We start from the raw sequence: 13,796 nt of genomic DNA on the forward strand, positions 1-13,796 counted from the left end.
GTACACTTTAACAAAAGGTGAACAGATGGAGGCTTACAAATGATCACGAAGATAATAATCGGTGGCGCGATCGTTCTCGGCGCCACGGTTGGACTCGCAGCACCGGCCGGTGCGGACACGATGTTCAACCAATTTTCCTGTACCTGCGGGGCACCGCCCCCATTCGCCAGCCCACTGGCCGCGGATCGCATCAACCAGGGCATCAACGACGCCTTGACCCGCGTGCTGCCGGGCGACAACCGCTAGCCGGCCGCGCCCTGTCCGACCGCTTGGACGGACGCGTGCTCGTGTAGCGCCTTCGCGGCGTTCACCGGGACCGGCATCAGGTCGAAGACGACCTCTTTGACGGTTCCGGTGAACGCGTACGTCGCCTGGTCCTCGTAATCTCGGTCGACGACCAACCCGTTGTCGCGGCCGATGTCCATCACGGCGTACGACGTGAACGCCAGGCTCACCGTCTGGGGCAGCTCCCCCTCGCCGATCAACCGATCGTCGGCCCACAGCGTCACCCGTCCACCGGATCCGACGACGGGCTGCGCGGATTCGAACAGCATCCGCACGGTGAGATCGCCGACCGGAAGCGCCTCGGTCGATACCTGCCGATACGTCTCGACCCCGAGGAACGAATACGTGTGGTGCAGTTTGCGCTCCTCGTCGACCCACAACGCGAACCCGCCCATGAAGTCGGCGTTGGCGACCAGCACACCGTGGGCGCCCTCGTCGGGGATGTGCAGTCGCGCCTCGATCGCGTAGGAGCGGCCGAAGATGCGCGGCACCAGGCCGCGCTGAATGTTCTGCACGCCGCCGGAGAAAGTGAATCGCGCAGTGGTGGGCAGCGGCGGCAGGTCACCGAACATCACCGCAAGCCCGCCGAGTAGCGGCAGCACCCGGTTGTTCTCGGCTTCCTGCCACCAAAGTTGTTGCAGCTCGGCGAGCTTGTCGGGCCGCTCGGCGGCCAGGTCGTTGGCCTGGGAGAAGTCGTCGGGCAGGTAGTAGAGCTCCCAGACGTCGTCGTCGGGGTTGTAGTTGCCGGGCGCGAACCGCTGCATCGTCTGTGGCGACAGGTCCCACGGCGCCTTGTCCAACCGGGCGCAGGCCCACCAGCCGTCCTGGTAGAGGGCGCGGCTGCCGAAGTTCTCGAAGTACTGCACGGTGTGCCGCTCTTCGGCCGCCGAATCGTCGAAGGTGTGGATGAAACTGGTGCCGTCCATGGGCTCCTGCTCGAAGCCGTCGACACTGCTCGGTTCCGGTAAACCGATGGCCTCCAACACCGTTGGAGCAATGTCGATGCAGTGCGTGAACTGGTCGCGAACTTGCGCATCGGGCCGGATTCGGGCGGGCCAGGCCACCACCATCGGATCCCGGGTGCCGCCGAGGTGGCTGCCCATCTGCTTGCCCCACTGGTACGGGGTGTTGTTGGCGTGCGCCCAGGCGCTCGCGAAGTGGGGCGCGGTGTCCTCGTCGCCGAGCGCCTCGATCCCGCCGTATTGCTCGATCAGCTGCAATTGCTGTTCGGCGGTGAGGTCCAGGCCGTTGATGAACGTCATCTCGTTGAACGAACCGGTGTTGGTGCCCTCCATGCTGGCGCCGTTGTCGCCCCAGATGTAGAAGACCAGCGTGTTGTCGGACTCGCCGAGATCGTCGATCGCGTCAAGCAATCGACCGACATTCCAGTCGGCGTTCTCCGAGAACCCCGCGAACACCTCCATCTGCCGGGCATAGAGTTTCCGCTGGGTCTGCGACAGGCTCTCCCACGCCGGGAACAGATCGGGCCGCTCGGTGAGTTCGGCGTCTGCGGGAACGATGCCGAGCTGCTTCTGCCGTTCAAAGGTTTTCTGCCGGTACACATCCCAGCCCTCGTCGAACTGGCCCCGGTACTTGTCGGCCCACTCGGCGAACACGTGGTGTGGCGCGTGGGTAGCGCCGGTCGAGTAGTACATCATCCACGGCTTGGTGGCGTTGGCGGCGCGCACGGTGTGCAGCCACTGCACGGCTTTGTCGGTGAGATCGTCGGGGAAGTAGTACGGCTTGTCGTCTTGTCCCTGGGGTATCCCGAGGACGGAGTTGTCCTGGCTGATGATCGGGTCGTACTGGCCCGCCGCTCCCGACGGGAATCCCCAGAAGTGGTCGAATCCCCAGCCGAGCGGCCAGTTGTCGAATGGCCCCGCCGCTCCCTGCACGTTGTCCGGGGTCAGATGCCACTTACCGAAAGCGCCTGTGACATAACCATTGTCGCGCAGGATTCGCGGGAGCGCGGCGCAGCTGCGCGGCTTGGCCGTCGAGTAGCCCGGGTAGGGGCCCGGGAACTCGCAGACCGACCCGAAGCCGACCCGATGGTGGTTGCGGCCGGTCAGCAGCGCCGCCCGGGTCGGCGAGCACACCGCGGTGACGTGAAAGCGGTTGTAGGCCAAGCCGTTCTGCGCGAGCCGGGACAGCGTCGGGGTGCGGATGGCACCGCCGAAGGTGTCCGGGCCGCCGAACCCGGCGTCGTCGATCAGCACGATCAGCACGTTCGGCGCGCCGTCGGGCGCGGCGGCCCCGGGCACGATCGTCCAGTCGCCGACCGACTCCGCCACGGTGCGTCCCACCGTGCCGCCGAAGCCGCGCTGCGGGATCGGCAGCCGGGTGCGGTCCGGATTGAACTTGCCCATCGCAACTTCGAGCGCCGCGCCGAAGCCGCGCAATGTCGAGTGTTCCAGCTCCGCAACCGATTTCATCGGCGAGCCGGCCAGCACCTGCTCGACCGCCAGCCGGGATTCGCCCGGGGCCAGCACAATGATCACGGCGCTGTCCGCCGCCATCTGCTCGCCGATCTTGTCGGACAGCCCGCCCTTGATCTTCTGGTTCAGGAACGTACCCGCCAGGGCGCCGGCCGCGGCGCCGACTGCCGCCGTGGCCACCGACACCGGCGAGAGCAGGCCCGCCGCCAGCCCCGCTCCGGCGCCCCACTTGGCGCCGCGGCGGCCGAGGCGATTGCCGCTGTCGACGAACACCCGATTGCCCTCGGCGTCCTTGCCGACCAGCACCGCGTCGCGCACCGCGACGCTGCGGTCCTTGGCGCGGTCGCTCAGCGTCTGAAAGTCCCGACGGGCAGCATCGAGGCCCTGATAGCCGGCGACGATGACCAGTGCGTTCTCTTCGCTCATGACCAGACTCCTTCTCGGCGGCTGACGAACGTGCGGCGCGACCCGGTGAACGGATCGTCGAACTCGATGCGCTGGGCAAGTAATCGCAGCGGAGTGCTGAAATCGTCGGCCGGCACATCAATCACATTGGGGTACAACGGATCACCGATGATCGGCAGCCCCAGCGACGCCATGTGCACCCGCAATTGATGGGTGCGCCCGGTGCGCGGCGTCAGCCGGTACCGGCCGTCCGGCGATAAAAGTTCCACCAGCGTTTCCGCGTTGGGCTCGCCCGGTTCGCAGACGGCCTGTAAGTGGCCACGGCGCTTGATGATTCGGCTTCGAATCACGCGGGGCAGCTCACACGCCGGATCGACGGCCGCGCCGGCCAGGTAGGTCTTGCGCACCTCGCCGCGAGCGAACAGCATCTGGTAGGCACCGCGCACCTCGCGCCGGGTGGTGAACAGCAGCACCCCGGCGGTCAGCCGGTCGAGCCGGTGGGCGGGGCTGAGTTCGGGCAATCCCAATTCCCTTCGCAGCCGCACCAGGGCGGTCTGCGCGACGTGGCTGCCCCGGGGCATGGTGGCCAGAAAGTGCGGCTTGTCGACGACCACGATGTCGTCGTCGCGATGCAGCACCGGGATTTCAAAAGGGACCGGCACCTCGTCGGGCAGGTCGCGATAGAGGTAGACGCTGGCGCCGGCGGGCAGCGCGGTCGCCTCGTCGATCACCGCCCCGTCGGCGTCGACGACCTCACCGGCCAGGACCTTGGCGCGGGCCTGCTCGCCGAACCGCGTGGTCAGCTCGGCCAGCACCGCACCGCCATGCAGCCGTACCCGCGCGGGCCCCAATCCGTCGCGCACCGGCAGCGGTGCAGGCCTCACCACACACTCAATTGAGCGGAACCGGCTCGAGGATCTCGGCGCGCGCTTCGGGCGCGCTGGCCCGCAGCTCGTCGGCCGACACGTCGTCGGGCTGAGCCTGCGACAGGATCTCGGCCTCCACTCGCGCGGTGTAGTTGGCGACCTCGCGGTTGACGTCCCCGGCGCTCCACCCCAGCACGGGCGCCACCAGCTCGGCGACCTCGCGGGCGCAGTCGACCCCGCGGTGCGGGTATTCGATCGACACCCGCATCCGTCGGGCCAGGATGTCCTCGAGATGCAGTGCCCCCTCGGCGGCGACGGCATACAGCGCCTCCACCAACAGGTAGCCCGGCGCGTCCTTGATCGGGGTCAGCAGTTCGGGACGATCGGCGGCCAGCGCCAGCACGTCGTCCATCAGCGAGCCGTAGCGATCCAGCAGATGACGCACCCGGTACGGGTGCAGGCCCACGAGTTCGCCGACGTGTTCGGCCTGGTTGATCAGGGCGAAGTAGCCGTCGGCACCCAGCAGGCTGACCTTTTCGGTGATCGACGGCGCGACCCGGGCCGGGACGAACTGCACCGCCGTGTCGATCGCGTCGGCCGCCATCACCCGGTAGGTGGTGTATTTACCGCCGGCGATGGCGACCAGGCCGGGCGCGGGCACCGCGACGGCGTGCTCCCGGGACAGCTTGGAGGTTTCCTCGCTCTCCCCGGCCAGCAGCGGCCGCAGCCCCGCGTACACGCCGTCGATGTCGGCGTGCGTGAGCGGAGTGGCCAGCACGGCGTTGACGGTGGTGAGGATGTAGTCGATGTCGGCCTTGGTGGCCGCCGGGTGGGCCAGGTCGAGATTCCAATCGGTGTCGGTGGTTCCGATGATCCAGTGGCTGCCCCACGGGATGATGAACATCACCGACTTCTCGGTGCGCAGGATGATGGCGGCGTCGCTGACGATCCGGTCCCGCGGCACCACCACATGCACGCCCTTGGACGCGCGCACCTGAAATCGCCCGCGCTGCTTGGACAGGGCCTGGATCTCGTCGGTCCACACCCCGGTCGCGTTCACCACGACGTGCCCGCGCACCTCGGTGACCGAGCCGTCTTCGGAGTCGCGCACCCGCACCCCGATCACCCGGTCGCCCTCGCGCAGCAACGCGACCGCCTGGGTGGAGCACCGCACGACGGCGCCGTAATGCGCGGCGGTGCGCGCGACCGTCATCGTGTGCCTGGCGTCGTCGACGACGGTGTCGTAGTAGCGGATCCCACCGATCAGCGAGCTGCGCTTGAGCCCCGGGCTCAGCCGCAGGGCGCCGGCACGCGTCAAATGCTTCTGGGCGGGAACCGATTTCGCGCCGCCGAGGCTGTCGTAGAGGAAGATGCCCGCCGCGGTGTAGGGACGCTCCCACCACCGGTGGGTCAGCGGGAACAAGAACGGCAGCGGCTTGACCAGATGCGGCGCCAGCCTGGTCAGCGACAGCTCACGCTCGTGCAGTGCCTCGCGCACCAGCCCGAACTCCAACTGCTCGAGGTAGCGCAGCCCGCCGTGGAACATCTTCGAGGAGCGACTCGAGGTGCCGGAGGCGAAGTCGCGCGCCTCGACGAGGGCGACCTTGAGGCCGCGGGTGGCGGCATCCAGCGCACACCCGGAGCCCACCACCCCGCCGCCGATCACGACGACGTCGAACTGCTCACTGCCGAGTCGCTCCCAAGCGGCCGCGCGTTGCTGCGGTCCCAAGTTGGAAACCGGATCATTCACGACAAAGGACTCCTCACTTCGGCAACGCTAGTCCAGATCGTCGTGTGCCATCAGCCGGCGAGCGGCCTCGGTGATCGATCCGGACAACGACGGGTAGACGGACAGCGTCTGTGCCAGCTCGTTGACGGTGATGCGGTTTTGCACGGCCACGGCGATCGGCAGGATCAGCTCGGAGGCGATCGGCGCCACCACCACACCGCCGATGACCACGCCGGTGGCCTGCCGGCAGAACAGCTTGACGAAACCCTGCTGCAACCCCGACATCTTGGCGCGCGCGTTGGTCCGCAGCGGCAGCATGATGGTCCGGGCCGGCACCGAGCCGTCGTCGATCATCGTCTGCGGCACGCCGACGGCGGCGATCTCGGGCCGGGTGAACACCGTCGCCGCGACCGTGCGCAACCGGATCGGGCTGACGCCCTCGCCCAGCGCGTGATACATCGCGATGCGGCCCTGCATGGCGGCCACCGACGCCAGCAGCAGCAGCCCGGTGCAGTCGCCGGCGGCGTAGATGCCCGGAACCGATGTCCGCGACACCCGGTCCACCTTCAGGTAGTCACCGCGGCCCAGCTCGATGCCGACACGTTCCAGGCCCAGGCCGCTGGTGTTGGGCACCGACCCGATCGTCATCAGGGCGTGGCTGCCCTCGACGGTTCGGCCGTCGGTCATGGTCACCAGGACCCCGGTCTCGGTGCGGGTGACGGATTCGGCGCGGGCGTTCTTGATCAGCTCGACACCGCGCTCGGCGAACGCCTCTTCCAGCACCAGCGCGGCGTCGGCGTCCTCGTAGGGCAGCACCCGGTCCCGGCTGGCCGCCACCGTGACCGGCACGCCGAGCTCGGTGTAGGCGTGCACGAACTCCGCCCCGGTGACGCCCGAGCCCACCACGATCAGGTGCTCGGGGAGCGCCTTGAGGTCGTAGAGCTGCCGCCAGGTCAGGATGCGCTCGCCGTCGGGCTGAGCCGACGGCAGCACCCGTGGGCTGGCGCCGGTGGCGATCAGCACGACATCGGCGTCGTGCTCGGTGACGACGGGGCCGTCGGGCCCCTCATCGGAATGGGTCACTTTGACGCGGTGGCGGGCCAGGCCCGGCGCCGAGTCGCACAGTTCGCCACGACCGGCGACCACATGCACGCCCTTGCTGAGCAGATCGGCGGTGATATCGGCGGACTGCTCGGCGGCCAGCGCCTTGACCCGTTTATGGATGCGCGGCAGCGAAATCTTGGCGTCGTCGATGTCGATGTCGAAGCCCAACCGGGGAGCCCGGCGCAATTCGGTGCGCAACCAGGTCGAGGCGATGAACGTCTTGGACGGCACACAGTCGTCCAGCACGGCCGCCCCGCCGATGCCTTCGGAGTCGATGACGGTGACGTCGGTGGTATCGGGGTGCGAGGTGGCCGCCACCAGCGCGGCTTCGTAACCGGCCGGGCCTCCACCGAGGATCACGATGCGGGTCACCACAGCCCTAACCTATCCAAGGACCTCCGGAACCGCCGGATGAACACCGCGTGAGCGTCTGCCGTTTAAGCTTTCACCCGTGCCGCTCTACGCCGCCTACGGATCGAACATGCATCCCGAGCAGATGCAGAAGCGTGCACCCCACTCCCCGATGGCGGGAACGGGCTGGTTGCACGGCTGGCGGCTGACCTTCGGCGGCGAAGACATCGGCTGGGAAGGCGCGCTGGCCAGCGTCGTCGAGGACCCCGATGCCAAGGTGTTCGTCGTGCTCTATGACATGACCTCGGCCGACGAAATGAACCTGGATCAGTGGGAGGGCTCCGAGTTCGGCGTCCACAAAAAGATCAGATGCCGGGTGGAGCGCCTGTCCTCGGACACCGACATCGAACCGGTGCTGGCGTGGCTGTATGTGCTCGACGCCTGGGAGGGCGGGCTGCCGTCGGCGCGGTATCTGGGCGTGATGGCCGATGCCGCCGAAATCGCCGGCGCGCCAAGCGATTACGTGCACGACATCCGGACGCGGCCGGCCCGCAACATCGGCCCGGGGACTTCCGCTCAGGACTGACGTGCCGACTGCTCGATGATGTTGACCATCACCCGCAGCCCGACCCCCAGCGCCCGTTCGTCGAGATCGAAATTCGGCTGGTGCAGGTCCAGCTGCGGGCCCTCGCCCGACCACACCCCCAGTCGCGCCATCGCGCCGGGGATCTCCTCCAGATACCAGGAGAAATCCTCGCCGCCGCCGGACTGCCGGGTGTCGGCCAGCGCCTCGGGCCCGACGGCCTCGATCGCGTGGGTCAGGATGCGGGTCGAGATCTCCTCGTTGACCACCGGGGGCACGCCGCGCCGGTATTGCATCGTGTGTTCGATGCCCAGCGGCAACAGCAGCGCGTCGACGGCCTGCCGGATGAACTCCTCGAGTTCGAGCCAGGTGTGCCGGCTGGCGGTGCGCACGGTGCCCGACAGCTGCCCGTTCTGCGGGATCGCGTTGGCGGCCACCCCGGCGTTGACCGCACCCCACACCAGGACCGTGCCGTTGCGTGGGTCGAGGCGCCGCGACAGCACCCCGGGCACCCCGGTGATCAGCGTGCCGAGGCCGTAGACCAGGTCGGCGGTGAGGTGTGGCCGCGAGGTGTGGCCGCCCGGCGAAGACAGCGTGATGTGGATGTGGTCGGCCGCCGAGGTGATCGGGCCTTGCCGGACCGCGACCTTGCCGACCTCCAGCCGGGGATCGCAGTGCAGCGCGAAGATCCGGGACACCCCGGTCAGCGCTCCGGCCGCGATCGCGTCGATCGCGCCGCCGGGCATCAGCTCTTCGGCGGCCTGAAAGATCAACCGCACCCCGACCGGCAGTTCGGGCACCGACGCCAGCGCCTGCGCGGTGCCCAGCAGGATCGCGGTGTGCGCGTCGTGCCCGCAGGCGTGCGCGACGTTCGGCATCGTCGAGGCATAGGGTGCGCCGGTCCGCTCGGCCATCGGCAACGCGTCCATGTCGGCGCGCAGCGCGATCCTGGGCTCGTGTTCCGGGCCGAAATCACACGTCAGCCCGGTGCCGGCGGGCAACACCTTGGGATTGAGCCCGGCGTCGGCCAACCGCTCGGCGACAAACTGCGTGGTGGCGTACTCCTGCCGGCCCAGCTCCGGATAGCGGTGCAGATGCCGGCGCCACTCGACCATGTCGTCGTAGTGGGCGGCCAGCCACGATTCGGCGGCGTCAACCAGGCTCATCCGGCCGCCCGGCGTTCCAACCCGGCCAATACCCGGTCACGTTCGGCGCCGTCCTGAGCGAGATGGACAACCGTGCACGCCAGCATCACCGCACCCTCGATAACCGCGCGGTCGGCGCTCGGGCCGACGGCGGCCGCGGCGAATGCGCGCTGATGCACGGTGGCGCCCCCGGCGTCGACACCGATCACCGGGTGGATGCCCGGCAGCACGTGCGTGACGTTGCCCATATCGGTGCTGCCCATCGGCAACGTCTTCTCGAACTCGGGTGCCACCGGTTCGCGTCCGAGCCGGCGCATCTCTTCCCGGCAGACTTCGCCCAGCCACTCGTCCGGCCTGAGCTCCGCGTATGCCGGTGATGGCGTGTTGATTTCGTATTCGCAGCCGGTGCCCAGTGCGCCCGCGGCAAAGCAGGCGAACATCCTGCCCTCCAGCTCGCGCAGCGAATCCACCTCGACCGCGCGCATCGCGTACTGCAGCGTCGCGTGTCCGGGGATGACGTTGACCGCCTGCCCGCCGTTGGTGACGATCCCGTGCACCAGCTGCCCCGGCGCCAGTTGCTGTCGCAGCAGGCCGATCGCGACCTGCGCGACGGTGACGGCGTCGGCGGCGTTGACGCCCAGATACGGGGCGACGGCGGCGTGCGATTCCTTGCCCCGGTAGTCGACGGTGACTTCGGAAAGGGCCAGCGAACGGGCGGCGGCGATGTCGGTCGGCCCGGGATGCAGCATCACCGCGGCGGCGACGTCGTCGAAGGTGCCGGCCTCCAGCAGCAGCGCCTTGCCGCCGCCGGCCTCCTCGGCGGGGGTGCCGATCAGGGCCACGGTGAGGCCGAGCTCGTCGGCCACCTCGGCCAGCGCCAGCGCGGTTCCGACCGCCGACGCCGCGATGATGTTGTGGCCGCAGGCATGCCCGATCTCGGGCAGGGCGTCGTACTCGGCGCAGATCCCGACCACCAGCGGTCCGCTGCCGAAGTCGGCGCGGAAGGCGGTGTCCAGGCCGCCGACGGCTCCGGTGACGTCGAAGCCCCGCTCGGCGACCAGTGCCCGCGTTTTGGCGCAGCTATGATGCTCGGCGAAGGCCAGCTCGGGCTCGGCGTGGATCGCGTGCGAGAGCTCGACAAGATCGACACCACGACGCCGCACCGCGTCCTCGACGCTGTCCAATGCGGTGTTGGTGGGCATCCCTGCAGTATCTCATCGAATGCGGCCGCGACTGACCGTCCCCGCGGCGGCTACACCCGTCCGGCGATGAAGCCCGCCGCCTGCCCGGGGTAGGGCGGTATCGAATAGTCGTGGTGGGCTTCCCGGTCGCGACCGCCGACGACGCAGACCGGATCGCCGGGGCTGCACTCGTCGATGGCACGGCCGGCGAACTGCCCCGCCGTCGAGAGCGGGGTGTTGAACCGGTTGCCGGGATTGCCGAACACGGCGACCGCCCTGATCTTGCTGGCCAGGCCGGGGTCCAGCGCCGGAGCCGACCCGAACTCGCCGATGGTGTTGCCCAGCGGCGGCACCCCGGCCAGCATCGAGACCGCGGCGGCGCCCTGCGAGAAGCCGCCGAGGATCAGGTGGGTGCCCGGGCACTGGTCGGCCATCGCCGCGATGTGGTCACGGGCGTCGTTGGCGCCGTCGCCGGTCTGCAGGAAGTTGTAGCTGGCCGGGTAGTTCACCGCGTAGTTGTCGAAGTTGCGGCCACCCAGGGTGGGCTGCAGCGCGGCGAACAGCGCGTCACCCACGACGCCCAGCCCGGGCGGCTCGTTGGTACCGCGGGCGAAGATCAGCTGGACGTCGGGACAGTCGGCCCGTGCCGTCGGCGCCGGGCCGCCAAAGACCATGGCCAGCGAGGCCGTGATTGCAATGACCAGGCCAGCGAATGGCCACTTACCAAAACTCATGCGGGAAATCCTGACATATATAGCGAAGCTAAGCTCGCACAGTGTGACCGACGTTGCATCCGAGAACTCTCAACTCGCACAGCGCGCGGCAAATTCCATCCGCGAGCAAACCGGGGTCGACGAGCACGACATCGCCATTGTGCTCGGCTCGGGATGGTCGCCGGCGATCGCGGAGCTGGGCTCACCCGACGCCGTGTTGCCCCAGGCCGAGCTTCCCGGCTTCGCACCGCCACGCGCGGCCGGCCATCCCGGTGAGCTGCTGTCGGTGCGCATCGGTGCGCACCAGGTACTGGTGCTGGCCGGGCGCGTGCACGCCTACGAGGGCCATGACCTGAGTCACGTCGTCCACCCGGTGCGCGCGGCCTGCGCGGCCGGGGCCGGCATCGTGGTGCTGACCAACGCGGCCGGCGGACTGCGCACCGACATGCGGGTCGGCCAGCCCGTGCTGATCAGCGATCACCTGAACCTGACCGCGCGCTCACCTCTGGTCGGCGCCCAGTTCGTGGATCTCACCGATGCGTACGCGCCGCGGCTGCGCGCACTCGCCCGCGACGCCGACCCCGAGCTGACCGAAGGCGTCTACGCCGGCCTGCCCGGGCCGCACTACGAGACGCCCGCCGAAATCCGGATGCTGCAGACACTGGGCGCGGATCTGGTCGGCATGTCGACCGTGCACGAAACGATCGCGGCCCGCGCGGCCGGCGCCGAGGTGCTGGGCATTTCACTGGTGACCAACCTGGCGGCCGGTATCACCGGTAGTCCACTGAGCCATGCCGACGTGATGGCGGCCGGGGCCGCGTCGGCATCCCGGATCGGCGCGCTACTCGCCGCCGTGATCGCCCGGATTTAGCTGTGGCACCGCCACTTCGGTTCGGCACGGCGGGATTGCGCGGCCCGGTCCGCGATGGCCCGGACGCGATGAACGTCGCGGTGGTGTCGCGTGCCACTTGGGCCGTGGCGCAGGTGCTTACGGGTCGCGGCCTGGCGGGTGCGCAGGTGATCGTCGGGCGCGACGCTCGGCACGGTTCGGCAATCTTCGCCACGGTGACCGCCGAAGTGCTTGCCGCCGAGGGGTTTTCGGTGCTGCTGCTGCCGGGCGTGGTGCCCACGCCGGTGGTCGCCTACGCGGTGCGGCACACCGGCGCCGCCGCCGGAATCCAGATCACCGCCTCGCACAATCCGCCGACCGACAACGGCTACAAGGTGTACTTCGACGGCGGCATCCAGATCATCTCCCCCACCGACACCGAGATCGAAACCGCCATGGCCACAGCGCCTCCCGCCGGCCAGATCGCCCGCAAACCGGTCGTGCCCGCCGATACCGACCTGGTCGCGCGCTACATCGAACGCGCGGCCGGGGTGCGGCGCGCCGGCGGTTCGGTGCGGGTGGCACTGACCCCGCTGCACGGGGTCGGCGGCGCGGTGGCCGTCGAGACGTTGCACCGCGCCGGCTTCGGCCAGGTGCATACCGTCGGAGCCCAGTACGCGCCGGACCCCGACTTCCCCACCGTCGCGTTCCCGAACCCCGAGGAGCCCGGGGCCGCCGACGCGCTGCTCGCCCTGGCCGCCGACATCGAAGCCGACGTCGCGATCGCCCTGGACCCCGACGCCGACCGTTGCGCGGTGGGCATCCGCACCGCGACGGGATGGCGGATGCTGTCCGGCGACGAAACCGGTTGGCTGCTAGGCGATTACATCCTGTCCCACCGGCGACCCGACCACGCGGTGGTTGCCAGCACCATCGTGTCCTCCCGGATGCTCGCGGCGATAGCCGCCCACCACGGCGCGGTCCACGTCGAGACCCGCACCGGGTTCAAATGGCTGGCCCGCGCTGATGCGAACGTGCCCGGCACTTTGGTGTACGCCTACGAGGAAGCGATTGGCCACTGCGTGGATCCCGCGGCGGTGCGCGACAAGGACGGCATCAGCGCGGCCGTACTGGTGTGCGACATGGCGGCTTCCCTGAAACAGCAGGGCCGTTCGATACCCGAGGTGCTCGACGACCTCGCCCGGCGATACGGCGTGCACGAAGTCGCGGCGATCTCACGCCGGGTCGCGGACGCCGGCGAGGCGGCCGAACTGATGCAGCGACTGCGTACCGCACCGCCAAGCCGGCTGGCCGGGTTCGCGGCGACGATGACCGATATCACCGACGCGCTGATCTTCACTGCCGCCGACGACGACACCACGATCAGGGTGGTGGTGCGTCCTAGCGGAACCGAGCCGAAGCTGAAGTGCTACTTGGAGATTCGCTGTGCGACTTCCGACGACCTGACTTCTTCCCGGACTTGTGCCGACGCGTTGCGAGCGGAGTTGACCGCTGAGCTGGCACGCTGGTGAACACGCGGGGCCCGAACTGACGGTCTCCCGCGTCGCCGAGGCCCGGCACGATGAACGCCGACTTGTTGAGTCCCTTGTCGACCGCGGCGGTGAACACTCGCGCGTCCGGCGCTATTTTCTCCACTGCCGCAAGGCCTTCCGGCGCAGCGACCACGCAGAGCACGCTGATGTCCGTCGCGCCCCGGCGCTGCAGCAGCTCGATCGCATACGTCATCGACCCACCGGTAGCCAGCATCGGGTCAAGCACCATGACCGGCCGGTGTTTGAGCTTGGCGGGCAGCGACTCCATGTACGGGAAGGGCAGATGGGTTTCCTCGTCGCGGGCGACACCGACGAAGCCGACCTCGGCCTCCGGGATCGCGGCGTGCGCCTCGTTGATCATCCCGAGCCCGGCCCGCAACACCGGAACCAGCAGCGGCGGATTGACCAAGCGCCGCCCGAATGTCTCGGCCAGGGGCGTCCGGATCCTGATCGGCGCGGTGGCCATGTCCCGGGTGGCCTCGTAGACCAGCACCAGCGTCAGCTCGCGCAGCGCGGCCCGAAAGCCCGCGGCATCGGTGCGTTGGTCGCGCAGCGCCGTCAGCCGCGCCGCGGCCAACGGGTGATCGATTACTCGCACTTCCATGCGCTTGAGGGTA

The 13,796-nt window shown here is 69.1% G+C and carries 11 protein-coding genes and 1 pseudogene; 4 read left to right on the forward strand and 8 right to left on the reverse strand.

The window, feature by feature from the left end; all coding sequences use genetic code 11:
- Positions 1-39 precede the first annotated feature (39 nt).
- The gene (locus tag LMQ14_RS22030) at positions 40-246 is read left to right on the forward strand and encodes a hypothetical protein (RefSeq protein ID WP_267731694.1); all 207 of its coding nucleotides are present in this window, start codon (positions 40-42) and stop codon (positions 244-246) included.
- Here the strand turns inward: LMQ14_RS22030 and LMQ14_RS22035 are convergent.
- From LMQ14_RS22035 to LMQ14_RS22050, 4 genes are read right to left on the reverse strand one after another with little or no spacing between them, the layout of a single operon-like run.
- A complete protein-coding gene (locus tag LMQ14_RS22035) occupies positions 243-3,146 on the reverse strand; it encodes an arylsulfatase (protein ID WP_267731695.1) in 2,904 nt (967 codons plus the stop codon). The two genes, LMQ14_RS22030 and LMQ14_RS22035, sit on opposite strands and share 4 nt — an antisense overlap.
- On the reverse strand, positions 3,143-4,009 hold the full coding sequence (locus LMQ14_RS22040) for an RluA family pseudouridine synthase (protein ID WP_267731696.1): 867 nt from the start codon (positions 4,007-4,009) through the stop codon (positions 3,143-3,145). The genes LMQ14_RS22035 and LMQ14_RS22040 overlap by 4 nt, the downstream gene beginning before the upstream one ends.
- Before the next feature lie 7 nt (positions 4,010-4,016).
- Positions 4,017-5,741, reverse strand: coding sequence for a glycerol-3-phosphate dehydrogenase/oxidase (locus tag LMQ14_RS22045; protein WP_267731697.1), 1,725 nt, complete (start codon positions 5,739-5,741; stop codon positions 4,017-4,019).
- 27 nt (positions 5,742-5,768) lie between these two features.
- Complete coding sequence (locus LMQ14_RS22050) at positions 5,769-7,199, reverse strand: NAD(P)H-quinone dehydrogenase (RefSeq protein WP_267731698.1); 1,431 nt, start codon at positions 7,197-7,199, stop codon at positions 5,769-5,771.
- A gap of 76 nt (positions 7,200-7,275) precedes the next feature.
- Here LMQ14_RS22050 and LMQ14_RS22055 point away from each other — a divergent pair, with 76 nt between their 5' ends.
- On the forward strand, positions 7,276-7,761 hold the full coding sequence (locus LMQ14_RS22055; protein WP_267731699.1) for a gamma-glutamylcyclotransferase: 486 nt from the start codon (positions 7,276-7,278) through the stop codon (positions 7,759-7,761).
- On the opposite strand, the gene LMQ14_RS22060 is transcribed toward LMQ14_RS22055, so the two are convergent.
- From LMQ14_RS22060 to LMQ14_RS22070, 3 genes are read right to left on the reverse strand one after another with little or no spacing between them, the layout of a single operon-like run.
- Positions 7,752-8,924 (reverse strand): amidohydrolase, encoded by a 1,173-nt coding sequence (locus LMQ14_RS22060; RefSeq protein WP_267731700.1) that lies wholly within the window; start codon positions 8,922-8,924, stop codon positions 7,752-7,754. The genes LMQ14_RS22055 and LMQ14_RS22060 overlap by 10 nt on opposite strands.
- The gene (locus LMQ14_RS22065; protein ID WP_267731701.1) at positions 8,921-10,105 is read right to left on the reverse strand and encodes a M20 family metallopeptidase; all 1,185 of its coding nucleotides are present in this window, start codon (positions 10,103-10,105) and stop codon (positions 8,921-8,923) included. Before LMQ14_RS22065 ends, LMQ14_RS22060 begins: the two co-directional genes overlap by 4 nt.
- 50 nt (positions 10,106-10,155) lie before the next feature.
- A complete protein-coding gene (locus LMQ14_RS22070; RefSeq protein WP_267735632.1) occupies positions 10,156-10,758 on the reverse strand; it encodes a cutinase family protein in 603 nt (200 codons plus the stop codon).
- 103 nt (positions 10,759-10,861) lie between these two features.
- Between LMQ14_RS22070 and LMQ14_RS22075 the strand changes: the two genes are divergently transcribed.
- The gene (locus LMQ14_RS22075) at positions 10,862-11,668 is read left to right on the forward strand and encodes a purine-nucleoside phosphorylase (RefSeq protein ID WP_267731702.1); all 807 of its coding nucleotides are present in this window, start codon (positions 10,862-10,864) and stop codon (positions 11,666-11,668) included.
- The gene (locus LMQ14_RS22080; protein ID WP_420714708.1) at positions 11,623-13,158 is read left to right on the forward strand and encodes a phospho-sugar mutase; all 1,536 of its coding nucleotides are present in this window, start codon (positions 11,623-11,625) and stop codon (positions 13,156-13,158) included. Before LMQ14_RS22075 ends, LMQ14_RS22080 begins: the two co-directional genes overlap by 46 nt.
- 4 nt (positions 13,159-13,162) lie before the next feature.
- On the opposite strand, the pseudogene upp reads toward LMQ14_RS22080, so the two are convergent.
- A pseudogene (upp, locus tag LMQ14_RS22085) lies at positions 13,163-13,783 on the reverse strand (uracil phosphoribosyltransferase); the annotation flags it as partial.
- Between the last annotated feature and the right edge of the window lie 13 nt (positions 13,784-13,796).

Source organism: Mycobacterium sp. Aquia_213 (assembly GCF_026625985.1).
Taxonomy (GTDB): domain Bacteria; phylum Actinomycetota; class Actinomycetes; order Mycobacteriales; family Mycobacteriaceae; genus Mycobacterium.